Below are 24089 nucleotides of genomic sequence, written 5' to 3' on the forward strand. Positions count from 1 at the left end.
TGCTAATCACCGGAGGCTTTGTAGGTCTTCTTCAACTGACTCCAGCGGGTCACCGCCGCCTTGACCGATGCCGCCGAGGATTTCTTGAGTGGCTTCTTGGGCTGAAGCGACGGGATTGACCCAGCCCTTGCCCCAGTAGCCGAACGGCATTTCCACAGCCTGGGGATTCTTGTCTTCCTCCTCGTTATCGGGGTCTCGACGCATCGGACGGTTCGGGTATTCCAACACGGGATTATACAGGATACCCCCCGTTGAGCCACCGCTCTCATACTCAGCAGGACCACCAGATGGTGTGAGAGTACCATAGCTCGGCGGACCATACGTCTCCGGCGGAGGATAGATTTCAGGTGGATTGTGGGTCGGTGGACTCGTCGGCTCACTGTCTCCGGTCGGGCTGCCGACGGAGCTTCCACCGCCGCCACTGGTCACGCGACGGTGACTCTCCGAGACTCTGGAAGAGCCGCTCGAGTCATCCGGGTGCGTGGTCCGACTCCTATCACGGTCTCCATAGTTTCGCCGGCTGCTATCGCCGTAGTCTCGCGGCTGCCCGTCTCGGTCTCGGTCGCGGGGACGTCCACTACTATACTCTCCGGGCTTCTTTCGTCGCCATCCATCGGGTAGCTCGTCGTCAGACGGGACCTTGCGGCCATCGGGCCGGGTGTCGCTTGGCCCGCTATCTCGTGGTGAGTCAGGCCGAGTCGTTTGGTCTGTGCCTCCCCCAGTGCTAGAGGACGGACCACGACCGCGCCCCCTGTCTCCCGCCGACTCTTGCTGATTCACACCGACACGACCTCCGCTTGTGACACGTCGCCCGCCACCAAACAGGTCCTGCAAATCCCGCTCGATGGAGCCAAACGGGCTGGATGAGTAGGTCTGTTGAGGCTGACCGCTCTGTGATTGCGAGGCAGCACCACCACCAGCACCGATAGGCGGCATTGAACGGTCAACGGGCTGACTCGGCTCCTGTATGTAGTAATCCAGCGACTCACCGCTACCGGACTGTGGCGCGTCCGCGTCCCCCGGTGAGTCTGGTGCGTTTGGACCGCCACGGTCTTCCGGGGCAACGGGCCGGAGCGGTACGCGGCGGCCGCCTATCTCCGTGTAGAAGCGCGACCCGATGCCAACTCGTTCCAGCATCCCGCGCAGCCCATTTCCGACACGTTCAAACTTGGCTTCCGGAGGGATGACTGCCTCGATTTCTCCTGTGTTAAGCTCGTCCGAACCCGCGGGCTTTGTGCGAGCTGTAGTCTCACCCGACCGCTCCAGCATCTCGTTGCGGAACTCGTCCATCGTGTCTGCCTCGGGATTCCGAACATCTGTACGGACTAGTACGCCTGTGGGGTTCCCGCCGGTACTCGGAAGACCCGGACGGAGACTAAAGTCAGGCGTATAGTCCTGATTCGGGTCTATCCCGAGGAAATTAGGCGACATCTCCGGACCAGCGAAAGCACCCGGAGATTCATAATCCCCTTTCTGAGTCTTGAATCCAGTAGATTTGCCCGGGCTTCGACTAATACCGGGACCTTCGGGCTCTACCTCAATTGCCTTCTTCAGCGTCGTTCCTTGATTGACTCCATATCTGCGGAAGAAATTTTCAACCGATGAAGGAGTAAATCGCTCGGCTTGACTACGAACAGTGCCCGCCGGGCTGTTTCGGTATCTCTCCGGACTCTCTGCACCCGGGAATTTGTCTCCCTTCTCCTGACTCTGACCTTCATAGTAATCGACTGTATCTTGATTTGTTATTCCCTCGGGCTCAACGTACTCGCCTCCAATCGTTCGAAGTCTATCGTTTGTAACCCGACCGAGAGAACCCGCTACCTTTCCGGCCCCGATACCGAAGACGAACTCACTACCCACGCCGCCAAGCGTCCGCGCCGGGTTCTGAGTGATGGATTGGGCGGCTTGCCCAGTCATCATACGCCCCATAGCAGTGACAGTGGCAGCAGTGGCCGCTGGCCCGGCACGACGAGCAGCTTGAGGAGCGTTGGCTGCGACCTCTGCTCCCGTCTCAGCCGTGCTCGCATAGCTGAACACGTTACCCAGGCCGAGCCCCCCTGAAATGGCGCCCTCTATCGCCCTTTCGCGGATGCCTTCACCCTGCTGGTTGTAGAGGGAGACATTCTGACCAGCGATAGTGGCGCTGGTGGAGATTCCATAGTCCCTAGTGACTCCTTTGAAAGCTTCGCTTGTCATCGCAGTGGGCGAGTAGTCGGTGGCCACATCAGCCAGCATCTGAGCATCTTCGCTGAAGTTCTGAGAAGCAACTCCAAGCTTCTGCTCTTGCTCCTCGGTCAGCCAACCACCGGATTGGGTCGAGCGGTCAGTGAACCCAGTGTCTACCTGTGCCGAGCCGACGTATTCATCAGTACCACCAGCAGCGACATCACCGATAGCCGACGACTTCGCATACGCGGCGCCGCCTGACTGGACGAGGCCGCCGACAGTCTGCCCGACATCGCCTTCCCATGCTCCGCTCCAAGCCCTACGCCAGCCTCTACTTCCGCCGTAATCTCGACCGAGTATCTGGCCTATCTGGCTAACCCCCTCGTCCATCCCACCGACGAGTTGGTCACCAGCGGCAGCGAAGTTACCACGGCCAGCCTGCTCCGCGGCTCTCGAAACAGCTTCGTCAACCTGCCCGCTAAGTTCATCTGCACCACCTCTATACGTCGAAGTGTCACCGTACCCACCCCCACGTTGCTCATCGAAGGTCCTCCTGACTGTCTCATCCGCAGAACCGCCAGCAGCGTCCGCCCACTCACGAGTGCCACCGACGACTCCAGATGCGGCTTCATCGACCCCACCTGCCGCAGCATCACTGATGCCAGCTTGGTCACCACGACGGGCAGCGGCCCCAGCACGATAGAACGCTTCATCGCCAGTGCCCGCTATCGCATCGCCAACGCCGCCAACGTCCCCTCTCGAAACGGCGCGGCCAGCACGACCAAGAGACTCGTCCGTACTCCCGGCGATAACATCGGCTCCTCCTGCATAGTCACTGGCAGCCTCATCGAAGCCGCCAGCAGCCTGGTCAGCGAAGCCCGAAACGTCTCCTTCGCGAATTTCACTCCGGTAGTTCTGGGTATACGTGTCAACACCACCCGGGGTCAGCTCTTGGTAGCCCTGCTGGAAGTTACCACGACCGGTAGCCCTCGACCAACGGCCGACTGCCTCATCAGCTTTCATCGCCAGGCCATCTAGGTAGGTGCTGGTGACCTCAAACGAAGTCTCGATGGTCTCTAAAACTTCGGTAGCAGCACCTGACTCAAGGAGTTTTACTTGACTACTCCTTTTCTGCGTAATGCTGGACGTTGGTCCTTTGAATCCCTCTGTATTTGTAGAATTGTTTGACGGAGCCCGAGAACGACCACGGCTTGATGATTCTTCGCCAGAGGGTGAGACAGCAGGGTCCTGCTCGGTACTTCGGTTTTCACTAACTTCGTCGTCCAATTCTACACGCTCGGAGGATTGATTCGGTGTATTCTTTTCTGTGTGTGTATCCCGAGTTATGCCGTCAACTGGAGCAGGTCGTGGTGGACGTCTGAAAGAATAGTTCTGTTCGTGGTTCTGCGTGTTTCCTGATGGACTTGCACTGCTATTCGACCTTCCTCTTAGACCCGAACTGTTGGAGTTGGTCGCGCCTGAACTTCCCTCTCTTGCGAAGTCAGTATTCCCGGCTATTGGCATGTCTGTTCACCTTAGTGCATCGGCGGAGTACCACCATTTCCCCTATTACCACCTTCAGGCGGCTGTTCTTTCTCCCCGAGGCCTCCAGTGATGAGAAGCAACATCACTGTCGCCATCAGCACGATGAGGGCTACGGCTCCGAGAGTGAACGCCTGTGAGGTCGTGGCGATAGTAGTATTCGTGGCGTTCGCCATCTGGCTTGACTCAGGCGTAGGCATCACGCCGATGACCTGCGAGTAGATGTAGATGCCGACGAGCAGGGTAGTAGCAGCACCGACGACCTTGACAGTGGCTTGTTCAATCAGCCCTTGCTCGCTACCGCCTCGGGCACTCATGGTTTCACCTCCGTCAGGATGCTTTGTTCGACCCTGATGTACGCATCTACCTCCGCTTCCAAGTCGTAGATGTAGGCCCAGTCACCACTAGTAAAGTGGTCTGCCGTCGGCTCTGTGTCATTTGTGTCTTTAGTCTGCGGCATGGGTACCCTCCGGTTGAGGAGTGACAGTCATGTCCACTCGAACCAGCAGGCCACGGTCAACCAACCGTCTGATAGCCTCTGCTTGGGACATCCCTTCTTCTTCAGCAAACTGTTCGATTCGTTCACGGTCGCCTTCCGGGAACCGTACGGGGATGGGGTCATCCCAATCACCCATCATCTATCACCTATCTATCTATACGGTCGTATAGACGAAGAGTATAAGCGGGCCTGATGTTACGTGTCAGGCACTTACTCTACCGTTTACGAGATATTCTACACCTACGGAGAAGCGGTCCGGAAGGAACCGAAAAACAGTCTAGGCTTCCGCGATGATTGACAGAAGGCCACTGTCTGATATGAGGCGCGGCTACGGTCTAGGAGGTCTATCAGTTGAAACGCTATGGTCTACGGCTTTAAGTCCGTGAGCAATCAGAAAACAGAGAAAATCGGTCTCAGTGCCTAGAAATTGGATAGACCGTATCGAAGCAGAGCCAGCCGCAGTTGACAACGGACGAACGGGGAGGAAGCGAAGATAATTCGCTTTCGGCAGTTCAACCATCGGATTGAGCGGATGAGTCAACCTCGCCCGCACCGTGGTCTTAATAGAGGTCCACTTATCGCATATGGCCTAAGATTTGGAGGACACGAAATGCGAGTTCATTTTGCTGTCCTGTTGACGAGGCTGCCGCAGACTTGAGCTCGCGGATTCTCGCTGTGTAGTCCTCATTGATGACCATCTCTACTTCGTGGCCCAGCTTCTCGGACAGTTCGCTCTCCAGGCTTTCCAGCTTAGTGGCGGAACCACCTCGCACTATTGGACTCCAGAACTGGTAGGAGCGCGGGTGAGACGTACCAAATACGTCGTCGATATATTTCTCTGCATTCCTAAACTTCGATACTACCTTGTCCCGATTCTCGTCTGCGTTACCATAGTTCAATCCGCGGATATGAGTCGCAACCTCACAAGCGATTATTTCTTGGTCTCCCTCTGGCTGAAAGCCAATCACATCGAGTTCCATTTGCTCACCTGTATTTGGTGAGTGCTGGCCATACGCGACGATTTCACAGTCCTCAACGTGTTTGAGATAGGCACCAACAAGCATCTCTCCGGCCTTAGGCTGAGTTGACATACCCTTAGCTCTCCTATTACCGAGAAAAGTATTGGCCCGTCAAACGATATCTGGCAGAGTCAGTGGATTGAGGCATATTCCGTCCAAGCACACAGGGATAGTGTTCGGTCGGAGAGACGCCTATGTGTCGCCACGAGGTCAGTACGATAGCAGAACGGGCGGTCCATTATCGCGGCTACCCGCTGTCAAATCTGACAGAAGGAAAGAGTCAGTGCGGCCTACCGCTGGCACTCAGCGAGGTGGAGGTCCGCTTCCTCCACCATCACTGTGTCTCCGCAGTGGATGCACCGGAGACGCATCGCGTCCGCTTGCTCGACCTCGAAATGCTCCCGAAGGCCGAAGCGGTCGAGCAGGTCGTGGAGCGTCATCGCCGCTGCCTCCTCGCGCACCGTGGGCAGAGGCCCGAGAGGTTGCTAGAGCGCCAGACGAACTGCTCCTCGCACTCGTCGCAGACGGCCAGTGGCTCGCCGCTGTATCTGTCGTGCTGCATCACTGGCCCTCCCGCTCGGTCTTGATGCGGTAGCCGCCAGAGTCCACTTCGCCGTCGATGTACCAGCCGTCTTCTTCGAGCATTTCTTCCAGAGTCTCCCGGTCCTGCTCGGTATCCCAGTTGGCCTTGCTGAAGTAGAAGGTGCCGAGGTGGACTTCCTCTGACTCGGCTTCTTCCTCCTGCTCCTCGGCGTCCTCGCCACCGTGGTGCTCCTCCCACGCGGCCTCGACGTCTGCCTTCTTCACGTCCTCGACCTCACCCTCGTCAGTGCGGGCCTTGTAGGAGGTTGCGGAGCCACTGCCCTCGGCGAAATACTCCAGGTCCCCGAGGACCACGCCCTCGTCTCGGACGGCCTCGAAGAACTGCTCCTTGCTCTCGAACTCTGCTTCCGTGTCGGATTCGGTTTCGCTCATGGTTTCGTTGGGATTCTCGGGTCGGTTTGCGGGCGGTCACTGTTTGGCCGTTCGCGGTGTTTTCGCCGGCGAGTTTGTATCACCTGCCTGGTACGACTATTTCTTGGCACTTATCTTTCATGTCCTTAGAAAGCGCCGTACGGCAGGGTTGTCCCAAGAGTCGCCAGAGTCGTACAGAGTCAGCGGTGGCGGGCCTGCCCGCCCAAGAACACCGAAAGGGGGTGACGGACCAGTGACTCAAGGGAGTCGCTGGCGTCACGTAGGTAGCTCCTATGCGTCGAAACGTTCGTAGGCCTCTTTCACGTCCTCGTCGATGAACTGGAGGTACTCCATCGTGATGTCCAGCGAGGAGTGGCCGAGGTGTTGCTGAACGCGCCGCACATCGATATCCGATTTCAGGGCGTTAATGGCGTGACCGTGCCTGAGCGCGTGAGGCGTGACTCGATATCGTTTGCATCCGCCCTGGTCCTCGTACATCACTTCTTGAATCCCGGCCGCTTCGGCAGCGGGCTTCACGACTTTCTCCGTCACCGTCGAGTCGTGGAGCTGTTCCGACCGCTCGGTAACGAACAGGTAGGGCGACGACTCAGCAGGTATGAACGAATCCCGGTGGCCGCCGTCGAGCCACTGGTCAAGGAGTAGGTCGAGCGATGGCTGGTAGAACACGGTACGCCACTCCTTGCTCTTGTTCGACCAAACCTCAATACGGCGCTCGTCGCGGTCGAGGTCGTCCAGTTCGATTTCTTTGAGTTCGACCTTCCGGATGCCCGTCTGCCACATTAGCCGGATAATCAACTCGTTTCGGAGGGTGGGCGAAGGGACGTGTTCGCACATCGCCTCCTTCTCTTCCAGCGTGACGTAGACGATATCGGCGTTATTGTGCTTCTTCGTGTCCTTCTTGACGAACTCTTTCCGCTCCAAATTATTGAACGGGTTTTCCTCGATGACCTCGAACCGCCCCGAGAGTCGATTGAACAGTGCCCGCACGGACTCATAACGACTCGCGATAGTGTTTGGTGCGTAGCCCTGTTCCATTTGCCCCACGAAGTAGTCCTCAAGCCCGAGCGCCCGGAGTTCGGTCAGCGTTTTATCCTGCTCATCCAGCCAACGGTTGAAATTCTTGAGGTTTGAGCGGTGCGTGTCGTAGGAGGATTCGGCTTTCTTGGCCTTCACGCGGTCGAGGTGGCGAGAAATCCAGTTGTCCATACTCAGCCCTCCTTGTAGTAGCGCGTTTCATCGTTCCAATCCATCTCGTGGACTTGGTGGGTGTCCTCCTGAAGCCGGTCGAGAGCGGCGCGGACCTGGGACTCCCTGACGTCGAGGGCCTCAGCAATCGGCCCAATGCGACCGGAATCGGCTCGCGTGGCACCGATTTCCCGCAGGCTCGCTCCGTCGCTAACTTTCTGCTCGTACTCCTTGATGCCGGCTTGTGTCGGCAGTATCTCGAATACTTCGTTGGCCAACTTCCGCACTTTGGGGTCGTCCCTCACTTCCCGCTCAAGTCCAGACAGCCGCTTCTCGACTTCCTGCATGACCTGTTCCAGCTGGTCGATACTGCCGCGAAGGTCGTCGAAGTTCGCAGCGATATTCTTGGGGAGTTTCGCGGAGTCAGTTCCATTATGGGTCTGATTAATCTCTTGCTCAACTGCTTGGCGGATGAGTTGTGACAAGTATTGGAACTCGCTGTCTTCCTCCAAGTATTCTCGCCAGTTTTCCTTTCGCTTCGGGTCAACCCAGAGGTTGACCTGTTCTTTGTCGTATTCTTGGTCGCTGTCCGGCATAGCCGCCAGACGGCTTAGCCTCTTGGTGTATAATATTCATGTACCTATCATTTTAGACGGAGTGCTTACTGTTCTTTCGCGCGAATAATCTTTGAAGCACGGTCCTCCACGTATTCAATAGCAGGTGTTGATTCGATTGATAACGGAACTCCCACAGCATGGCTGTGGTAGATATCTGTGATACGAACCGGAATGTCAGAACCAGGTTCTGCGTCTGGAACGCGGATTTCGTATCTATCAATACCTCCTCGCATGTGACCACCCGCTGCCCTGAAATCATCAATATCAAGGAGTAGAAGTTCACGCTCCCGAACGGGGACCCCTTCTAACTCCTCGGGAATCCTGAACTGCTCCTCTGTCAAATCAGAATATTCTGTGTTCGAGATTTTTTCTTCGAGTTTACTTTTGGCCTGTCCCTCTGTATCTTCTAAGGCTTTATTTACTGCCGATTTAAGCCCGTAGGACTCATGGTGTCTATAATATACCATGTCGTCGATTAAATGTCGTGTAGCCGCTGATGATGTAAGTGAGACCAATAGGTTGTATATCGGTATGCGAGTGTCAGAAACCAATGAGTAAATGAGCGGAATTACTGCACGTCGATGCCCCGGCATTCCAGAACCCGCCGCCGGTTTTGTCGGATACTTTAGGCATAAACAGTACCCGAGCACGGTTGTCCATAGGTTCTGGCGAAATCGCCTCTCAAGTTCTGTATATGCGTTGGCTCCTGAGAACTCTCCCTCTTTGCGAAATTCAACTATAGTAGCCCGCCGGACGCGCCGATATTCTCTTGGTAGTGGTGGTGTCTCCAAGATTAAATCGCCGTAGATAGGCAGGTCCTCTACAGAAATATCCAAGTCATCCCGCCTGTCCAGAAACTCTGTAACAGGAGCAGCTCCTTTGTCACGGTTGCATTTGCCACATGCAAGAATCAAATTTCGTGGGTCATTGATTCCCTGTCCAGAAACCGGATTGATGTGTTCGACTTGTTTGGCATCTTCGCCGCAATAATCGCATGTATACCCGCTCCGCTCACGAATGTTGTCTTTAATGGACTTAAGCGCGTATTCTTCTCGACCACGGGATGGAGTCGATATGAATCGAGGGGAATCCCAAAGCATGCCATAGAACTCAGATTCCGTTAACAAAGGATTTTCTCGGTATTCATTAGATAAGTCGAGGCTAGGTCAGTATTGGTATATCGTTGGTAAGCACCTCTGTCCTAGAAACAAGTTCATCTCGGACTAACCGCGGCCTCACGGCGGACGCGACCGGTTTTCTCCCGCTGGCGTCGAATCGGCGAGCAGCCGCAGCAGTCACGGCGTGACCGCCGTAGTCCAGCCTGTTAGTCGCCGGCGCTGCTCGGCGTCCGACAGCCGCCGCAGAAGTGAGCCCGTCCGAACGCAGCGCACCGAGCGCTCCTCGGGCCGCTTGGACCGCCAGTGCGGCGGGGGACCCCCCGTTCAGCCGGACCAGCCGGCGGTCATGTCGTCGGAGACTGCGCTGCGCCACTCCTCGAACTCGGCGTTGCAGTCCGGGTTCTCGTCGAGGTGGCTGACGAATCCGTTCCCGGGGGAGCGGAGTTCGGTGCCGCAGAACGGGCACGTGTTCGGGTCGGTCCAGGTTGCGCTTGCTGCCATGGGCGGGACTCGCGAACGAGTAAATATAAACGCTGTCTACATACGGCTTATGTCGATACTATGTGATAATACACCACTAATATGGTAGTGGCACCGAGCGTGCGGTCGGGCGAGTCTTGTGGTGCTGTAGCATGATACTACGGCACAGGATTCGGCAGTCACAAGACCTTTTACGCCGTAATTACATCTCATTACTATGCCCGAGGACTTCCCCGAGTACCTCGACGTCGACTACACGGACGGCGAGGGAGAGACGCCGGGCGACTACCCGTCGCTCGAACACAAGATGGAGAAGGCCATCGAGGTCACCCGCATCGGCCTGCAGGAGTACGAGAACCCGGCGGTGATGTGGACCGGCGGAAAGGACTCCACGCTCACCCTCTACTTCGTGAAGGAGGTGTGCGAGCAGTTCGACCTCGAACTGCCGCCGACGGTGTTCATCGACCACTACCAGCACTTCGAGGAGATCCACGACTTCGTCGACCACTGGGCCGACGAGTGGGACCTCGACGTCATCTACGCCCGCAACGAGGACGTCGGCGAGTACGTCGAGGAGAACGACCTCGAACCGGGCGACGACATCCCGGTCGACGCGCTCTCCGAACACAACCAGCACCACGTCCGCGACATCCTCGAATACGAGGAGGACACGTTCCCGTTCCTGCTCGACACCTACGTCGGCAACCACCTGCTGAAGACGGTCGCGCTCAACGACACGCTGGAGTCGCACGACATCGACGGCATCGTCTCCGGCGTCCGCTGGGACGAACAGGAGGCGCGCGCCGACGAGACGTTCTTCTCGCCGCGGCACGACCCCGACATCTACCCGCCGCACGACCGCATCCAGCCGATTCTGCAGTTCGACGAACGCGCGGTCTGGGACGCCTTCTGGAACTTCGTCGTGCCGGACACCGTCGAAGGCTACCCGGAGGGCCACGTCCCGCAGTCGGACACCGACCTGCCCGACGGCGTCACCCAGAGCGACGTCCCGGTGTCGCCGAAGTACTTCGCCGGCTTCCGCTCGCTCGGCAGCGAAGTCTCCACCGAGAAGACGACGAAAGAGCCCGCGTGGCTCCAGGACATCGAGAACACGACCGAGCGCGCCGGCCGCGCCCAGGACAAAGAGGACCTGATGGAGCGCCTGCGCGACCTCGGCTACATGTAACGCCCGCCGGACACCACTCGAACCCGTCGGGTCGAACACCCCGAATCGCTCCGTAGACTTTTCCGCAGAAGCGCCCCGGCAACGCGAGCTACCTGCTCCGGACCGGGACCGTCGTCCACCGACCCTGTTCGGTGCCGCTGTTCGACGCGCCGGCCCGCTCCGCCTTCTCTCGGAGCCGCTCCACGCGTTCGTCCAGCGGCGGATGCGTCGACAGCAGACGCACCAGCGGATTGTCGGACCGGTCGCCCGCGTTCGGCGAGAGCGGCGCGAGCGGGAACGACGCGGACGCGGCCCGGTCGATTTTCGTGAGCGCCCGCGCCAGCGCCAGCGGCTTCCCCGTCACCTCGACGGCGCGGTCGTCTGCGGCGTGCTCCTGCCGCCGCGAGTACGTCCGGACCGCGACGGTCAGTCCGAGCAGCAGCAGCGTCAGCCCCTGCGCCAGCCAGATTCGCAGCCGGCCCGGAGCCGTCCGGTGCCACTGCCCCGGTCGGCCGTACAGCAGCGCGAGCCCCTTCGCGAAGCCGCCGGCGACGAATCCGACCGGGGCGAGCGCGAGCGCGACGACCCCGATGAGCGTCTGAGCCGCGCTGTAGCCGAGCGTCTGGACGAAGCCGTCGCGACCCTCGATGTGCGCGAACTCGTGGGCGAGCACCGCCTCCAGTTCGTCGTGGTCGAGCAGCCGGAACAGCGACGCGTCGACGACGAGCCTCGGATTCCGGCCGCCGAGCGCGAGCGCGTTCGGCTCGCCGAGCCGCGCCACGTACACCGGGGGCGACACGTCCATCGCCTCGGCGAGCCGGTCGCGAATCGCGTACACGCCCGGCGCGCGCTCCCGCGGCAACTCCCGGGCGTCGAGCCCGGAGAGCGCCTGTCCGGTGCCGAACCGGTACGTGAGATAGCCCGACACCAGCGTCATCGCGACGAGCCACGCGGCGAACGTCGGCAGGTCCGGCCGGTGCGCCCAGACGACCTGCGCGAGGAGGTACAGCAGGTACGCCGCCGCGGCGTACACCGTCATCGTCGCGACGCCGACGGTCGCCATCGCGGCGCGCAAGCCGAAACTGACGCGTCCCATGGGTCGTCGTACGCGGGTTTCACCCGAAACGCTGTCGGTGGCTCCGAGCCGCGCTCCCGCGGCCCAGCGGCCGAGCGGCCACACCGCCACGTGACCGTGACTTTCACCGATGCCGCCACGTCGACCTTCACCGATTCCGCCACGTCGACCCGGTCCGGAGGCGCCCGTGACCGTCACCGGTAAATCGGCGCCGCCGTCTACAGTCGGTATGACCGACGACGCGACGCGCGACGGCGCGTGGGTGAGCCTGTTCTCCGGCGGCAAGGACTCCTCGTGGGCGCTGTACCGCGCGCTCGAATCCGGCCTCCCGGTGGAGCGGTTACTGACCGTTCACACCACCGGCGACTCGTACATGTACCACGTCCCGGAGACCGAACTCGCCGGGCTCGCCGCGGAGAGCATCGGCATCCCGCTCGTCGAGGTCGAACCGGACGACTTCCGTGCCGCCGACGCCGTCGACTCCGCGGCGCAGGGCGACGCGGAACTCGAACCGATGGAGGCGGCGCTCCGCGACCTCGACGCGGACCTTTCGGTCGCCGGCGTCACGGCCGGCGCGGTCGAAAGCGAGTACCAGACGTCCCGAATCGAGGCGATGTGCGACCGGCTCGGAATCGACCTGTTCGCGCCGCTGTGGCAGCGCGACCCGATGACGCTCGCCGAGGAGATGCTGGACGCCGGCTTCGAGGTGACGATTCTGCAGGTCGCCGCCGCCGGCCTCGACGAGTCCTGGCTCGGCCGCAGCCTCGACCGCGACGCGCTCGCGGACCTCGCCGACCTCCACGACGAGTACGGCGTCCACGTGCTCGGCGAGGGCGGCGAGTTCGAGACGTTCGTGACGAACGGCCCGCACATGGACCGCGGCATCGAACTGGAGTACGACACCGAGTGGAGCGGGAACCGCGGCCGGATTCGCGTCACCGACGCACGCCTCGACTAGCGGCGACCAAAAGCGCCGACCAAACCGGTTTGTACGTACCACCCGAGCACCGAGTATGCCGGAACTCATCGTGGTCGCCGCGGGTGTCACTGCGACCGTGCTACTGCCGGCGTGCAGCGCGTTCTTCTCCTCGGCGGAAATCGCGATGTTCTCGCTGACGCCGGAGTGGATTCGCGACCGCGCGGCGTCGGGCGACGGGCGCGCCGAACGGCTCGAACTGCTCCGGAGCGACCCGCACCGGCTCCTCGTCACCATCCTCGTCGGCAACAACGTCGTGAACGCCGCCGTCTCGAGCATCGTCACGGCGCTTCTGGTGTCGTCGCTGCCGAACGGTCTCGCCGTCGCCGTCGCGACGGTGGTCGTCAGCGCAATCGTGCTGGTGTTCGGCGAAATCGTGCCGAAGGCGTACGGGCTCGGCAACAAGGAGACTTGGGCGCTGACCGCGACCGACCCGATCCGGTACGTCGAACGCGGCCTGTCGCCCGTCGTGTCGGTGTTCGACGCGGTGACCCGGTGGCTGGCGGCTCACGTCGGCGGCAACGGCGAAATCGAGCGGCTCGTCCTCGACGAGTGACCGGAGCGGCTCGTCCGGCGAAGGCGCGGCCGAGTCTCAGTCGCCGTTCGTCAACTGCGAGTGCGCGCCGATGAGCGCCCCCGACAGGTCGAGCCCCTCGACGGTGGTCTCCTCGTCGATGATGCTGTGGCGGACGTCCGCGTTCCGGATGGTCGCGTTCGGGAACACGACGCACTCGGTGAGCGCCGAGTCGACGACCTCCGCGCCTTCCATGACGTGGACGTTCTCGCCGAGCACGGTGTTCTTCACGGTCGCGTCCGGGTCGACCAGGGTGTCGCCGTCGAGGCTCCACGCGACCGCGTCGAGGTACGACTCCGGCGTCCCGATGTCGAACCAGGCGCCGTCGAACGTGAACGCGTACACCTCGTCGTTCTCCTGGAGCCACTGCATGAACCAGCCCGGCTCGTCGGGGTTGTTGCCGTCCGAGAGGTACGTCTCGAACAGCGGCAGCGTCTCCGCCGGGAACGCGTAGCAGGCGATGGAGACGAGCGTCGAGTTCGGGTTCTCCGGTTTCTCCTGGAAGTCGACGACGCGGTCGCCGTCGAGCTGCACGAGGCCGTAGCTCTTCGCGAGCTCCTTCGAGCCGACGTCGTAGGCGGCGAGCGTCGGCGCCGACTTCGTCTCGAAGAAGTCGACGAAGTCGGCGACGTCGAACGAAATGAGGTTGTCGCCGGCGACCACGACCAGGTCGTCGTCGACGCCCTCGCGGTCGATGAGCTGTGCGAGCGCGCCGACGACGCCGAACTTCTCGGACTCCTCGCTGGTGTCCTCGACGGACACCGTCGGCTTCTCGAAGTCGGAGTCGGCGAGGTACGTCTCGAACTCCGGCGCGAACCGCTCGTTCGTCGAGACGAACACCTCGTCGATTCGGTCGTCGGCTTCGAGGTCCTCGAACACGTCGTCGATGACGGTGCCGTCGCCGACCGGGAGAAACATCTTGGGTCGGTGCCGCGTGATCGGCCAGAGCCGCGTAGCGTAGCCGCCAGCGAGCACGACTGCCTTCATGACCGGTAGTTCCTCGGGGGGTGAATAAGGCCTTTTTGTATCGGAGTCCCGAGGACGTCGCCGCCGCGACCCGAAACCGATTCACGCCGGCGACACCTCAGCGGCGGTATGCCCGAGCGGACGACCCGGCAACGAATCGCGGACGCGCTCCGCGACCGCGCCGCGGCCGGCAGCGACCTCGCCGACGAGTTCGACACGACGCGCCCGCAGGTGTACCAGCACCTCCGGCACGTCGCCCAGTCGCTCGACGAGGAGGAGCTCCTGGTGGCGCCGCCGGAGTGTCGAGACTGCGGCTTCGACGGCTTCGACGACCCGCTGAACTACCCGTCGCGCTGCCCCGAATGCAAGAGCGAGCGAATCGCGGAGCCGACGTTCACCATCGAATAGCGAGCGGACCGCGGCTCACACACCCGACTCGGACCGGACGTCGGACCGCGGACAGCCCGGTCAGTCGTCGTCGACGCCGAGTTCGTCGAGCAGCGCGTCAGCCGCCGCAGCAGACGACTCAGGCCCGCGTGCCGTGACCAGGTCGCCGTCGACGGTGACGCTGGTGTCGGCGTCGAGTTCGGCGTCCCAGTCCGCGCCGGCGGCCACCACTTCGTCTTCGACCCAGTACGGGAGCTTCCGGCCGTCCGGAAGCCGGTCGCGGTCGTCGACGATTCCCTCCTCCCACTCGTTCGGGAACCCGGTGACGTCGCGGCCGTCGACGAGGAAGCCGCCGTCCGCGTCGCGCGTGTACGCGAGAATCCCGACGGCGTGGCACACCACGAGCGCGGTCCCGTCGTCGCCGTCGACGGCGGTCCGGAGCGCGGCGCGTGCGTGGCTGTCCTGATTGACGTCCCACTCGGTGCCGTGCCCGCCGGGGAACACGACGGCGTCGTAGTCCGCCGCGTCGACGTCGGCGACGGGAACCGGGTCGGCGAGCCGGTCGTCGGTCTCGTGGATTTCCCGGACTCGTTCGGCGGTCTCTTCGCCGACGTTCTCCGGGTCGACCGAGCGCTCGTCGATGCTCGGCGGCGACCCGGTCGGCGTCGCGACGGTGACGTCGACGCCGGCGTCGGTGAGCGCGGTGAGCGGCGCCGTACACTCTTCGCCCCAGTACCCCGATTCGCTGACGATGAACAGCGCGTTCGTCATGGCGACTCCCTGTTCGGGTTCCAGCCGGTAAGTTCCCGCGTTCGCGTCCTCCGATTCGGGAACCACGATTCTGGGCTCGGTCCCGACGCGGCGGCCAGCCCGGTTCATTTATCGGGCACGTCCGAGAAAGACGGGTATGGCAGTCGGCACGCGAACGGTTCTCGCGCTCATCGGCGGCGTGGTCCTCTCTGTCGGCGTCTTCCTCCACGCGACGGGTCGGAAGGCGGCGGGGCTGGGGGCGTTCGCCGTGGGCTTTCTGACGGCGGGCGGGTGGGCCCTGATGAGCGCGGCGCTGGCACGGCAGGGGGCTGCAGGCCCGCCGGCGGAGACGTATCTGGCGGCGGGGGTCGCTGCACTTACACTCGCCCTTTATTTCGCGATAGAATCGAGGAAAGAACTGTTCGGACGGGAATAGCAGGCAACTCCTCTCTATGGCGGCATCATAATCGTCGGACAGCGACGGGTCGGTCAGGTGGGGCTGTCATACCCACATGTATTGATACCCCATGGGTAGAATCCACAACGTTAAGTGTGACATGGAATAACGGGGTTGCGTATGTCCGACAACCAATCCGACTCCGGGCGGCGGCGGTTCCTCAAGGGGACCGGCGTCGCGGCTGTGTCACTCGGCCTCGCCGGGTGTTCGCAGGGTGGCGACGACTCGAACACGACGTCACCGCCGCAGACGACGACGGCGGACCAGACGCCGACGGCGGCGTCCGGCGGTAACGTACCAGAAGGAGGCATTTTCACGCTGGGACTCGGCACCCCGCCGAAGGGGCTCAACCCCCTGTCGACGAACTCGGCGTACTCCAGCATCATGTACAACCTCTGTTACGAGTCAGGGGCTTCCATCGACCCGGTCAACTTCGAGATGCACCCCAACGTGTTCACCGACTGGAAGTACGAGAAGGTGGACGACGGGGACGCCGACAGCAACGAAGACACCAACGTCGACGTCTTCTTCAACGTCCGTGACGGCCTGACGTGGAACGACGGGAAGGAGCTCACCGTCGACCAGGTCATCTGGTCGTACAACTACATGATCGAGGCGAACCCGGGGAACTGGGCGAGCTACCTCGCTCCGATCAACTCCGTGGAGGCCGCAGACAGCAGCGACTGGGACGCGGTCATCCACATGAACAAGCCGGTCGGGACGTTCGCGTACCAGCAGCTCGGCATCCCGATCCTCCCGAAGCACGTCTGGGAGAACGTCGACGACTACAAGACGTACCAGCCCAGCAAGAACGGCGGCCCCATCGGCCTCGGCCCGGGCGTCGTCACGAAGTACCAGCCGGACACGGCGGTCGAAGTCAGCTTCGCCGAGCGGAAAGGCGACTACAAGCTCGGCTCGCTCAGCTGGCGCGAGGACGTCCAGGGAATCATCTCCGGCGGCCCGTTCCTCGACGCGGTCCGGTTCAAAATCTACGGCAGCACCTCCGCGAAGACGCAGGCGTTCATGGAGGGAACCGTCGACTCGCTGTACAGCACCATCCGGACCTCGAAGGTCGACGACGTGAAGGAAGCCCAGGGCAAGTCGCTCGTCAAAGGCTCCGCGACGTCGTACTCGCACTACTCGTTCAACCTCCGCAGGAAGCCGCTCGACGACCTGCCGTTCCGGCAGGTGTTCGGCTTCTGCTACGACGACGTCTACTGGACACAGCGGCTCCAGCGCGGCTACGTCTACGAGGGCGACTTCCCGATTCCGCCGGGATACAAGTCCGTCCGGCCGGACGCCAACTCCGAGAGCGGCGTCCTCGACGGCGGCGCGTCGCAGGCGTTCCACTTCCGGCAGAGCGCGCCGGGCGTCCCTGACGTCGCCGCGATACGGAAGTTCCTGACCGAGGGCAAAATGATCACCGGCGACGGCGGCACGTACGCCGGCAAGGAGTACCCCGGCAGCTACACCGGCGTCAACGCGTCCCAGAGCGAGCCGAAACACGACTACAGCTTCGGCCCGGTGAAGTCGCAGGTGCTGAAGGAGAACCAGAACGTCGACAAGGAGATCCGCGTCAACGGGAAGACCATCACGGAGATGCGCGGCGAGCCGATGAAGCTGCTCGTCTACCCGGCGAAGGACTCGCCGCAGACCGCGAAGATGGTCGAGAACTACATCAACGCGCTGCAGCAGGTCGGCATTCCGATCAAGCGCAAAGTGATGTCGTTCAACACCATGACGACGCGTGTGTACTACGAGGAGGACTTCGACGTCTACCCGATGAGCTGGACGAACCTCTCACCGTTCGGCGTCGGTTCCATGTACGGCCTGTTCCACAGCAGCCAGGCCGACGACCACTCGGTCGCCGAATCCGAGGGGCAGAAGAAGAACATGGACTCGTTCCGCTCGAACGCCATGGGGTACGGGCTGTTCGAGGACGCGACCGCCGACAAGCTCATCGAGCAGGCGCAGCAGTCGCTCGACGCGAAGAAGCGGAACAAGCTGGCGAGGCAGGCCATCGAACGGATCTACCTCGACTTCCCGTCGATGATCGTCAGCTACGACAAGATGAACTGGCCGGTCAACAGCGCGAAGTGGTCCGGCTTCCTCGGTAACATCGCCGGCCCCGGCGACACGTACCTGGGGACGCAGTTCCTGCAGATCCACAAGAAACAGTAGGCCGGGTCAGCCGGCTTCAGCCGGCTCGAACCCCCGGTTTTACGAACCGATTCAACACATTCATATCGGCCTGCAACGATGTATCCATACCTCACGCGGTCTGACAACGCATGACCAGAATCAGTGGACGGTATCTCGCGAAACGAATCGTCATTTCGTACCTCACGCTCCTCGTCATCATGAGCCTCCTGTTCGTGCTGCTCCGCAGCATGCCGGGGTCGTTCATCTCCAGCATGATCACGCCGGACATGACGGCGGCGCAGGTGAAGCGCATCCGGGAGACGTGGGGACTGAACGAACCGCTGTGGAAGCAGTACCTCAACTTCATGGTGAACTACCAGACCGGGAACTTCGGCCGGTCGCCGACCTACAAGGTCCCGGTGTGGCAGCTCATCATCCGCCGGATGCCGCGGACCCTCGTCCTGTTCGGCTCCACGTTCATCATGGGGTACATCATCGGCCCGCTCATCGGGATGTACCTCGGCTGGTGGCGCGGAACCACCCGGGACAAGAGCATCTTCAGCAGCTCGCTGCTGGTGTACTCGATGCCGAGCTTCTGGATCTCCTGGATGTTCATCTGGGTGTTCAACTACCACTTCGACCTGCTGCCGAGCGCCTACATGTTCACGCAGTTCCCGAAGTTCGAGTGGACCGCCTTCACCGTGATGCGGGACGTCCTGTACCACATCGCGCTCCCGATAATGAGCCTGACGTTCATCGGCTGGGTCGGCGCCATGCTCATCATGCGCCCCACGATGAACCAGGTGACCGACGAGGGCTACGTGTTCCTCGCGGAAGCCAAGGGGCTGTCCGAACGAACCGTCATGATCAAACACGCCGCGCGGAACGCGCTCATCCCGGTGGCGACCGGCGCCATCGTCGGGCTGGCGTTCCTCATCGACGGCGCCGTCATCGTCGAGAACGTGTTCAACTGGCCGGGGATGGGGCAGATCATCGTCTCGGCCGTACTGAACCTCGACTTCCCGGTCGCACAGGCCGCGTTCTTCATGATCGCGGTGCTCATCGTCCTGATGCGGCTCGTCACGGACGTCGTGTACACGTACCTCGACCCGCGCATCAAGTTCGGTGAAGGTGAATAATGGCTGCAGAAACCTCAGACCACGACTCCGCCGTCGAATCGATCAAGCGCCGCTGGGAGCCGCGAATCGAGCGGTTCCGGCGGGGCTGGGACCGCTACACCGAACACAAGATCGGCGTCCTCGGCATCGTCATCCTCGTCATCTACGCGCTGTGGTCGCTGTTCCCGGCGCTGTTCGCGCCACACTCGCCGGAGTGGGTCGCGTACCTCGGGGAGCCGCCGATTAAGTCGCGGCTGACGGCCGAACAGATTCGGACGCTGCCGCATCCGCCGGCGTTCGGCGACCCGTTCTTCGCGCCGCTCGGCACGAACGCGAACGGCACCGGCATCGCGACGCTCATCGTGTACTCGGCGCAGACCGCGATGTACATCGGTATCGCCGCCGGCCTCCTGTCGAGTCTCGTCGGCGTTCCGCTCGGACTCATCTCCGGGTTCTACGGCGACACCTGGATCGACGAGACGATTCAGCGGTTCGTCGACGTGATGTACGGCCTGCCGTTCCTGCCGTTCCTCATCGTGCTCGTCGCGGTGCGCGGCATCACGACGACGAACATCATCATCGGCATCGCCGTGACGTCGTGGCTGAACAACTGCATCACGGTCCGCGGGGAGACGCTGTCGCTGAAAGAGCGGTCGTACGTCGAGTCCGCGAAGGTCGCGGGCGCGAGCGACACCCGCATCATCTTCCGGCACATCATGCCGAACGTCCTGCCGCTGTCGTTCGTCTACCTGGCGCAGGACGCCGCCGGCGCGGTGCTGGCGCAGGCGTCGCTGGCCTACCTCGGGCTCGCCGACTTCACGGCGTTCTCGTGGGGGCTGATGTTGCAGAACATCAAAACGGCCGGCTACGTGTTCGAGGCGTGGTGGTGGCTCATCCCGCCGGGTATCGCGCTGATGCTGCTCGCCGCGGCGTTCTACTTCATCGGCTTCTCGATGGAGGACGTCACCAACCCTCAACGATAATCTATGACGCTACTCGAAGTCAACGACCTCTCGGTACGGTACGCGGTGGACGACGGGTCGGCGGTGCACGCCACCGACGGCGTCTCGTTCACCGTCGAGCGCGGCGAAACGTACGGGCTCGTCGGCGAGTCCGGCTGCGGGAAGACGACGCTCGCGAAGAGCCTCATCCACCTGCTGGACTCGAACGGCTACATCGAGTCCGGCAACGTCTGGTTCGACGGCACGCTCCCGCAGTGGGAGAACGACGCCGGCGAGCCGCGCCGCGAACTCGTCGAGGACGACAGCTACCCGATCCGCGAGGACGGAATGACCGACCTCGCACAGCTCACCGACAAACAGATCCGCGACATCCGGTGGCGGAACATCGCGCTCATCCCGCAGTCGGCGATGAACGCGCTGAACCCGGTGTACAAGGTCGGCGACCAGATCACGGAGGCGATTCTCCGGCACGAGCCGGAGACGACTAAAGCGGAGGCCGACGACCGCGCACGCGACCTGCTCGAACGGGTCGGCATCGAACCGGACCGCGCCGACGACTACGCCCACCAGTTCTCCGGCGGCATGAAACAGCGCGCCGTCATCGCGATGGCGATGGCGTGCAGCCCGGACATGCTCATCGCGGACGAGCCGACGACGGCGCTGGACGTCATCATCCAGGACCGCATCCTGGAGGAGCTCGAAAACCTCCAGGAGGAGTTCGGCGTCTCCATCATCACAATCAGCCACGACATCTCGGTGATGGCCGAAATCTGCGACCGGATGGCCGTCATGTACGGCGGCAAGGTGATGGAGTCCGGCCCGAAATCCGAGATTTTCGAGTCGACGTCGAACCCGTACACGCTCGGCCTGAAGAACTCGTTCCCAACCATCACGGAGTCCGACCAGGACCTCGTGTCGATTCCGGGGACGCCGCCGACGCTCCGAGACCCCGATGAGGGGTGCCGGTTCCGCGAACGGTGCCCGTTCACGGTTGAGGAGTGTCACACCAGCCACCCGCCGATGTACAGCGTCGAGGAAGCCGCCGAGACGGGGCGGCTCTCCGAGGCGGCGAACGAACGCAGCCACCGGTCGGCGTGCTACCGGCTCGGTGACCTCGAACAGCTTCGCAGCCAAGCAATCCAGGAGGAAACATGGACGGAACAGACGATCGAGAGCCACTAGTCGAAGTCGAGGGCGTCAGGAAGCTGTTCGGCACCTCACAGGGGGTCGTCGACACCATCCTGGGCCGCGAGCCGCAGCCGGTCCGCGCCGTCGACGACGTGTCGTTCACCATCAACAAAGGCGACATCGTCGGCATCGCGGGCGAGTCGGGCTGCGGGAAGACGACGCTCGGCAAGCTGCTCGTGAAGCTGTACGAGCCGACCGAGGGGACGATTCGGTTCGACGGCACGGACATCACGGAGCTGACGAAACAGGAGGAACGCGACTTCCGCCAGCGGGTCCAGATGATCTTCCAGGACCCGTTCGAGTCGCTGAACCCGCGGATGACGGTGTTCGACACCATCGCGGAGCCGCTGAAAATCAACGACATGGTCCAGGACTACGAGGAGCGCCGCGAGCGCGTCCGGACCGTGCTCAACGACGTCGGGCTCGCCCCGGCGGAGGTGTACCTCGACGCATTCCCGGACGAGCTCTCCGGCGGCGAGCGGCAGCGGGTCGCCATCGCCCGGGCGCTCATCGTCGACCCGGACTTCGTCGTCGCCGACGAGCCGGTGTCGATGCTCGACGTCTCCATCCGGGCGGGCGTCCTGAACCTGATGAAGGAGCTTCAAGACGAGTACGACCTCACGTACCTGTTCATCAGCCACGACCTCTCGCTCATCCGGTACATGTGCGACCGCGCCGGCATCATGTACCTCGGCAACATGATCGAGCGCGGCCCGACGGACGACGTCATCGACGACCCGCAGCACCCGTACACGGAGGCGCTGTTCGACGCGGTGCCGGACGTCGAACTCGGCGAGAACCGCCGGCGTGCGAACGCGACCGGCGAGGTGCCGTCGCCGCGGAATCCGCCGTCCGGCTGTCGGTACCATCCGCGGTGCGCGCACATCATCCCGCCGGACGACTGGCGGGGGAGCCAGGAGGCGTTCCGGCGCGCGTACCAGTTTAAGCTGAAAACCCGGCGCGGTGACCTCGACGCCTCCGCCGCCGACGCAGACGCGCCGAATCCGGCGCAGGACCTCGTCGAGCAGGGGCTGACGCTCGACGTCCCCGATGAGTACCTCAGCGAGACCGAGGTCGAAACCGGCGGGCACCGCGTCGACCTCGCCGACGTCGACCTGCCGCAGGACGGCCGCGACGCGCTGTTCGACGCCGCGGAGTCCCTGCTCGACGGCGACCGCGACGCCGCCCTCGACGCGCTCGACGGAACCGTCACGACGGTCTGCGAGACGGAGCATCCGGAGCCGCGGCCCGTCGGCACGCGCAGCGTCGCCTGCCACCTCTACGACGCCGGCGACGACTCCATCGGCGACGGCACCGACGGCGGTGTCACGGCGGCGCCGACGGAGGACTGACCTGGATGGTACGGTCCCCGCGCTCACAGACCGCCCTGCTGGCCGCGCTGGCCGCGCTCGCTCTCCTCACGGCCGCCGCGTTCGCCCCGACGTTCGGGTCGGCGCTCACCTGGCAGAACAGGGACACCGTCTCCGTTTCGGCCGAGCAGTACACCGTCGACGGCGGCGAGACCCCGACGATGACCGTCACGTTCGCCGTCGACAATCCGACGCGGCGCCGGGTCACGGTCGTCGGCGCATCGCTCGTCGCCTACGACGGCCCGGCACCGCACGGCGACGACGCGGCGTTGACGGTGCCGCGGTCGGCGTCGGTGCCGCGAACGACGGTTCCGGCCGGCGACACCGGGACCGTGACGGTGGTCATGGACGTCTCGAACAGCGGCGTCGACCGGGCGCGTCAGGCGGTCCGTTCGGGCCGAGCGGACGTCTCCGGGTCGCTTCGGCTGCAACTGGCCGGGAGGGAGTTCGATGTCGACGTCTGACCGGCTTCGCCGAGCGGTTCGGCGGCCGGCGGCGGCCTCCTACGGCGGGACGCTCGAACGGGCCGTCGCGGTCGCGTTCGTCGGCGTCGTCGCCGGCGTCGTCGGCGCGCTGTCGATGTACGTGTTCAGGCTTCAGGGGTTCGCGCCGACGTGGGCGTCGTCGACGCTGATGGCCGGCGTCGCCGTCGCTTCGGGGCTGCTCGTGAAACTGCTGTGCGAGGAGCTCCGCGCCAGCATCGCTGCGCTGTGTCTCGCCTCGGTGGTCGGCGCCGCGGTCGCGGTCGCGGTGAACACGGCGCCGTACTTCCTCCTGGACATTCCGACGCTCGGCGGCCTCGTGATGCTGCCGGCGATCGGGAACGCGCTCACGTTCGCGCTGTTCGGACAGTTCCCGCTGCAGGCCGGCGGCTACCTCGTCGGCGTCGTCTACGACGGCATGTACGCGTAGCCGCCCCGTCGCTGCCGCGGCCGCGTCGGCGACGACAGTTCTTTCCCGGGCCGCGGGCAACGTCGGGTCGATGCCGAAGGAGATTCCGACGGGCGAGAAGTCGGTCCGCGAGCGCGGGACGTACGCCAACGACGGCGACGACCCCACGCTGGCGTCGTACCTCTCGTCGCTGTTCTTCGTGCTCTCGGTGCCGACGCTCGTCACCGGCGCGTACGCCGGCTACTGGGCCGGCTTGTACCCGGAGCCGACCGTCGTGCCGGTGTTCGCCGGCCTGTTGGTCGCCGCGCTGCTCGCCGCCTTCGCCGTGATGCACGTCACGACCGGCCGGTGACGGCTCGCGTCCCGGGCCGCTGACGCACGGCTCACCGAAGAACTGGTAAAGACGAACGGCGGCGAATCCCCGTTGTCGCCGTGTATCGCCACGTATCGTATCGTATCGCGGCGGT

The 24089-nt window shown here is 62.9% G+C and carries 25 protein-coding genes; 13 read left to right on the top strand and 12 right to left on the bottom strand.

Translation table 11 applies throughout. The features are described 5' to 3' along the window. Window positions 1-6: 6 nt before the first annotated feature. From ACQUST_RS11355 to ACQUST_RS11395, 9 genes are all read right to left on the bottom strand, one after another. Entirely contained in the window at window positions 7-3189 is a 3183-nt protein-coding gene (locus ACQUST_RS11355; RefSeq protein WP_435128395.1) for a hypothetical protein, read from the bottom strand. Between the two features lie 512 nt (window positions 3190-3701). Then, window positions 3702-4025, bottom strand: coding sequence for a hypothetical protein (locus ACQUST_RS11360; RefSeq protein ID WP_435128397.1), 324 nt, complete (start codon window positions 4023-4025; stop codon window positions 3702-3704). A gap of 757 nt (window positions 4026-4782) precedes the next feature. Beyond that, a complete protein-coding gene (locus ACQUST_RS11365; protein WP_435128400.1) occupies window positions 4783-5298 on the bottom strand; it encodes a hypothetical protein in 516 nt (171 codons plus the stop codon). A gap of 218 nt (window positions 5299-5516) precedes the next feature. Continuing rightward, the gene (locus tag ACQUST_RS11370; RefSeq protein WP_435128403.1) at window positions 5517-5666 is read right to left on the bottom strand and encodes a hypothetical protein; all 150 of its coding nucleotides are present in this window, start codon (window positions 5664-5666) and stop codon (window positions 5517-5519) included. 121 nt (window positions 5667-5787) lie between these two features. After that, window positions 5788-6201 (bottom strand): hypothetical protein, encoded by a 414-nt coding sequence (locus ACQUST_RS11375; protein ID WP_435128406.1) that lies wholly within the window; start codon window positions 6199-6201, stop codon window positions 5788-5790. 270 nt (window positions 6202-6471) lie between these two features. Next, entirely contained in the window at window positions 6472-7407 is a 936-nt protein-coding gene (locus ACQUST_RS11380; RefSeq protein ID WP_435128409.1) for a tyrosine-type recombinase/integrase, read from the bottom strand. Window positions 7408-7409: 2 nt separating this feature from the next. After that, entirely contained in the window at window positions 7410-7982 is a 573-nt protein-coding gene (locus ACQUST_RS11385) for a hypothetical protein (RefSeq protein ID WP_435128412.1), read from the bottom strand. A gap of 65 nt (window positions 7983-8047) precedes the next feature. Beyond that, window positions 8048-9103 (bottom strand): HNH endonuclease, encoded by a 1056-nt coding sequence (locus ACQUST_RS11390; protein ID WP_435128415.1) that lies wholly within the window; start codon window positions 9101-9103, stop codon window positions 8048-8050. Between the two features lie 342 nt (window positions 9104-9445). Beyond that, complete coding sequence (locus ACQUST_RS11395; protein WP_435128418.1) at window positions 9446-9622, bottom strand: DUF7501 family protein; 177 nt, start codon at window positions 9620-9622, stop codon at window positions 9446-9448. Window positions 9623-9818: 196 nt separating this feature from the next. Between ACQUST_RS11395 and ACQUST_RS11400 the strand changes: the two genes are divergently transcribed. Continuing rightward, entirely contained in the window at window positions 9819-10787 is a 969-nt protein-coding gene (locus ACQUST_RS11400; RefSeq protein WP_435128421.1) for a phosphoadenosine phosphosulfate reductase family protein, read from the top strand. Between the two features lie 88 nt (window positions 10788-10875). Here ACQUST_RS11400 and ACQUST_RS11405 read toward each other — a convergent pair whose 3' ends face one another. Continuing rightward, window positions 10876-11862: a M48 family metallopeptidase gene (locus ACQUST_RS11405; RefSeq protein WP_435128424.1), complete on the bottom strand. Its 987-nt coding sequence runs from the start codon at window positions 11860-11862 to the stop codon at window positions 10876-10878. Window positions 11863-12070: 208 nt separating this feature from the next. Between ACQUST_RS11405 and ACQUST_RS11410 the strand changes: the two genes are divergently transcribed. Continuing rightward, window positions 12071-12799, top strand: a complete 729-nt coding sequence (locus ACQUST_RS11410) for a diphthine--ammonia ligase (RefSeq protein ID WP_435128427.1) — start codon at window positions 12071-12073, stop codon at window positions 12797-12799. Between the two features lie 55 nt (window positions 12800-12854). Further along, entirely contained in the window at window positions 12855-13373 is a 519-nt protein-coding gene (locus ACQUST_RS11415; protein ID WP_435128430.1) for a DUF21 domain-containing protein, read from the top strand. Between the two features lie 36 nt (window positions 13374-13409). Here the strand turns inward: ACQUST_RS11415 and ACQUST_RS11420 are convergent, their stop codons facing one another. Beyond that, window positions 13410-14378 carry a sugar phosphate nucleotidyltransferase gene (locus ACQUST_RS11420; RefSeq protein WP_435128433.1) on the bottom strand — a complete coding sequence of 323 codons (969 nt, stop codon included), beginning with the start codon at window positions 14376-14378 and terminating at the stop codon, window positions 13410-13412. Between the two features lie 108 nt (window positions 14379-14486). Between ACQUST_RS11420 and ACQUST_RS11425 the strand changes: the two genes are divergently transcribed. Beyond that, window positions 14487-14765, top strand: a complete 279-nt coding sequence (locus ACQUST_RS11425; RefSeq protein ID WP_435128435.1) for a transcriptional regulator — start codon at window positions 14487-14489, stop codon at window positions 14763-14765. Between the two features lie 60 nt (window positions 14766-14825). Here the strand turns inward: ACQUST_RS11425 and ACQUST_RS11430 are convergent, their stop codons facing one another. Further along, window positions 14826-15515 (bottom strand): DJ-1/PfpI family protein, encoded by a 690-nt coding sequence (locus ACQUST_RS11430; protein WP_435129340.1) that lies wholly within the window; start codon window positions 15513-15515, stop codon window positions 14826-14828. 136 nt (window positions 15516-15651) lie between these two features. Here ACQUST_RS11430 and ACQUST_RS11435 point away from each other — a divergent pair, with 136 nt between their 5' ends. From ACQUST_RS11435 to ACQUST_RS11475, 9 genes are all read left to right on the top strand, one after another. Beyond that, a complete protein-coding gene (locus ACQUST_RS11435; RefSeq protein ID WP_435128438.1) occupies window positions 15652-15930 on the top strand; it encodes a hypothetical protein in 279 nt (92 codons plus the stop codon). Window positions 15931-16071: 141 nt separating this feature from the next. After that, complete coding sequence (locus ACQUST_RS11440) at window positions 16072-18132, top strand: ABC transporter substrate-binding protein (RefSeq protein WP_435128441.1); 2061 nt, start codon at window positions 16072-16074, stop codon at window positions 18130-18132. A 110-nt stretch (window positions 18133-18242) separates the two neighbouring features. Continuing rightward, the gene (locus ACQUST_RS11445; protein WP_435128444.1) at window positions 18243-19232 is read left to right on the top strand and encodes an ABC transporter permease; all 990 of its coding nucleotides are present in this window, start codon (window positions 18243-18245) and stop codon (window positions 19230-19232) included. After that, a complete protein-coding gene (locus ACQUST_RS11450; RefSeq protein ID WP_435128447.1) occupies window positions 19232-20194 on the top strand; it encodes an ABC transporter permease in 963 nt (320 codons plus the stop codon). The genes ACQUST_RS11445 and ACQUST_RS11450 overlap by 1 nt, the downstream gene beginning before the upstream one ends. A 3-nt stretch (window positions 20195-20197) precedes the next feature. Then, window positions 20198-21355, top strand: a complete 1158-nt coding sequence (locus ACQUST_RS11455) for an ABC transporter ATP-binding protein (protein ID WP_435128450.1) — start codon at window positions 20198-20200, stop codon at window positions 21353-21355. Beyond that, on the top strand, window positions 21325-22713 hold the full coding sequence (locus ACQUST_RS11460; protein WP_435128453.1) for an ABC transporter ATP-binding protein: 1389 nt from the start codon (window positions 21325-21327) through the stop codon (window positions 22711-22713). Before ACQUST_RS11455 ends, ACQUST_RS11460 begins: the two co-directional genes overlap by 31 nt. A 5-nt stretch (window positions 22714-22718) precedes the next feature. Beyond that, a complete protein-coding gene (locus ACQUST_RS11465) occupies window positions 22719-23195 on the top strand; it encodes a hypothetical protein (RefSeq protein WP_435128456.1) in 477 nt (158 codons plus the stop codon). Beyond that, window positions 23182-23643, top strand: a complete 462-nt coding sequence (locus ACQUST_RS11470) for a hypothetical protein (RefSeq protein ID WP_435128459.1) — start codon at window positions 23182-23184, stop codon at window positions 23641-23643. The genes ACQUST_RS11465 and ACQUST_RS11470 overlap by 14 nt, the downstream gene beginning before the upstream one ends. A gap of 70 nt (window positions 23644-23713) precedes the next feature. Continuing rightward, window positions 23714-23974, top strand: coding sequence for a hypothetical protein (locus ACQUST_RS11475; RefSeq protein ID WP_435128462.1), 261 nt, complete (start codon window positions 23714-23716; stop codon window positions 23972-23974). The last annotated feature ends 115 nt before the right edge of the window (window positions 23975-24089 follow it).

This window comes from Halobaculum sp. D14 (assembly GCF_051195135.1).
Taxonomy (GTDB): Archaea; Halobacteriota; Halobacteria; order Halobacteriales; family Haloferacaceae; genus JBNTKA01.

Excerpts from the sequence above, each read along its gene's own strand:
- ACQUST_RS11385 (WP_435128412.1), bottom strand. The coding sequence starts at position 7,982 with ATGCCGGACAGCGACCAAGAATACGACAAAGAACAGGTCAACCTCTGG.
- ACQUST_RS11400 (WP_435128421.1), top strand. The coding sequence starts at position 9,819 with ATGCCCGAGGACTTCCCCGAGTACCTCGACGTCGACTACACGGACGGC.
- ACQUST_RS11410 (WP_435128427.1), top strand. The coding sequence starts at position 12,071 with ATGACCGACGACGCGACGCGCGACGGCGCGTGGGTGAGCCTGTTCTCC.
- ACQUST_RS11475 (WP_435128462.1), top strand. The coding sequence starts at position 23,714 with ATGCCGAAGGAGATTCCGACGGGCGAGAAGTCGGTCCGCGAGCGCGGG.
- ACQUST_RS11365 (WP_435128400.1), bottom strand. The coding sequence starts at position 5,298 with ATGTCAACTCAGCCTAAGGCCGGAGAGATGCTTGTTGGTGCCTATCTC.
- ACQUST_RS11450 (WP_435128447.1), top strand. The coding sequence starts at position 19,232 with ATGGCTGCAGAAACCTCAGACCACGACTCCGCCGTCGAATCGATCAAG.
- ACQUST_RS11380 (WP_435128409.1), bottom strand. The coding sequence starts at position 7,407 with ATGGACAACTGGATTTCTCGCCACCTCGACCGCGTGAAGGCCAAGAAA.
- ACQUST_RS11395 (WP_435128418.1), bottom strand. The coding sequence starts at position 9,622 with ATGGCAGCAAGCGCAACCTGGACCGACCCGAACACGTGCCCGTTCTGC.
- ACQUST_RS11425 (WP_435128435.1), top strand. The coding sequence starts at position 14,487 with ATGCCCGAGCGGACGACCCGGCAACGAATCGCGGACGCGCTCCGCGAC.
- ACQUST_RS11405 (WP_435128424.1), bottom strand. The coding sequence starts at position 11,862 with ATGGGACGCGTCAGTTTCGGCTTGCGCGCCGCGATGGCGACCGTCGGC.
- ACQUST_RS11390 (WP_435128415.1), bottom strand. The coding sequence starts at position 9,103 with ATGCTTTGGGATTCCCCTCGATTCATATCGACTCCATCCCGTGGTCGA.
- ACQUST_RS11455 (WP_435128450.1), top strand. The coding sequence starts at position 20,198 with ATGACGCTACTCGAAGTCAACGACCTCTCGGTACGGTACGCGGTGGAC.
- ACQUST_RS11470 (WP_435128459.1), top strand. The coding sequence starts at position 23,182 with ATGTCGACGTCTGACCGGCTTCGCCGAGCGGTTCGGCGGCCGGCGGCG.
- ACQUST_RS11430 (WP_435129340.1), bottom strand. The coding sequence starts at position 15,515 with ATGACGAACGCGCTGTTCATCGTCAGCGAATCGGGGTACTGGGGCGAA.
- ACQUST_RS11370 (WP_435128403.1), bottom strand. The coding sequence starts at position 5,666 with ATGACGCTCCACGACCTGCTCGACCGCTTCGGCCTTCGGGAGCATTTC.
- ACQUST_RS11375 (WP_435128406.1), bottom strand. The coding sequence starts at position 6,201 with ATGAGCGAAACCGAATCCGACACGGAAGCAGAGTTCGAGAGCAAGGAG.
- ACQUST_RS11435 (WP_435128438.1), top strand. The coding sequence starts at position 15,652 with ATGGCAGTCGGCACGCGAACGGTTCTCGCGCTCATCGGCGGCGTGGTC.
- ACQUST_RS11360 (WP_435128397.1), bottom strand. The coding sequence starts at position 4,025 with ATGAGTGCCCGAGGCGGTAGCGAGCAAGGGCTGATTGAACAAGCCACT.
- ACQUST_RS11355 (WP_435128395.1), bottom strand. The coding sequence starts at position 3,189 with ATGAAAGCTGATGAGGCAGTCGGCCGTTGGTCGAGGGCTACCGGTCGT.
- ACQUST_RS11440 (WP_435128441.1), top strand. The coding sequence starts at position 16,072 with ATGTCCGACAACCAATCCGACTCCGGGCGGCGGCGGTTCCTCAAGGGG.
- ACQUST_RS11445 (WP_435128444.1), top strand. The coding sequence starts at position 18,243 with ATGACCAGAATCAGTGGACGGTATCTCGCGAAACGAATCGTCATTTCG.
- ACQUST_RS11415 (WP_435128430.1), top strand. The coding sequence starts at position 12,855 with ATGCCGGAACTCATCGTGGTCGCCGCGGGTGTCACTGCGACCGTGCTA.
- ACQUST_RS11460 (WP_435128453.1), top strand. The coding sequence starts at position 21,325 with ATGGACGGAACAGACGATCGAGAGCCACTAGTCGAAGTCGAGGGCGTC.
- ACQUST_RS11420 (WP_435128433.1), bottom strand. The coding sequence starts at position 14,378 with ATGAAGGCAGTCGTGCTCGCTGGCGGCTACGCTACGCGGCTCTGGCCG.
- ACQUST_RS11465 (WP_435128456.1), top strand. The coding sequence starts at position 22,719 with ATGGTACGGTCCCCGCGCTCACAGACCGCCCTGCTGGCCGCGCTGGCC.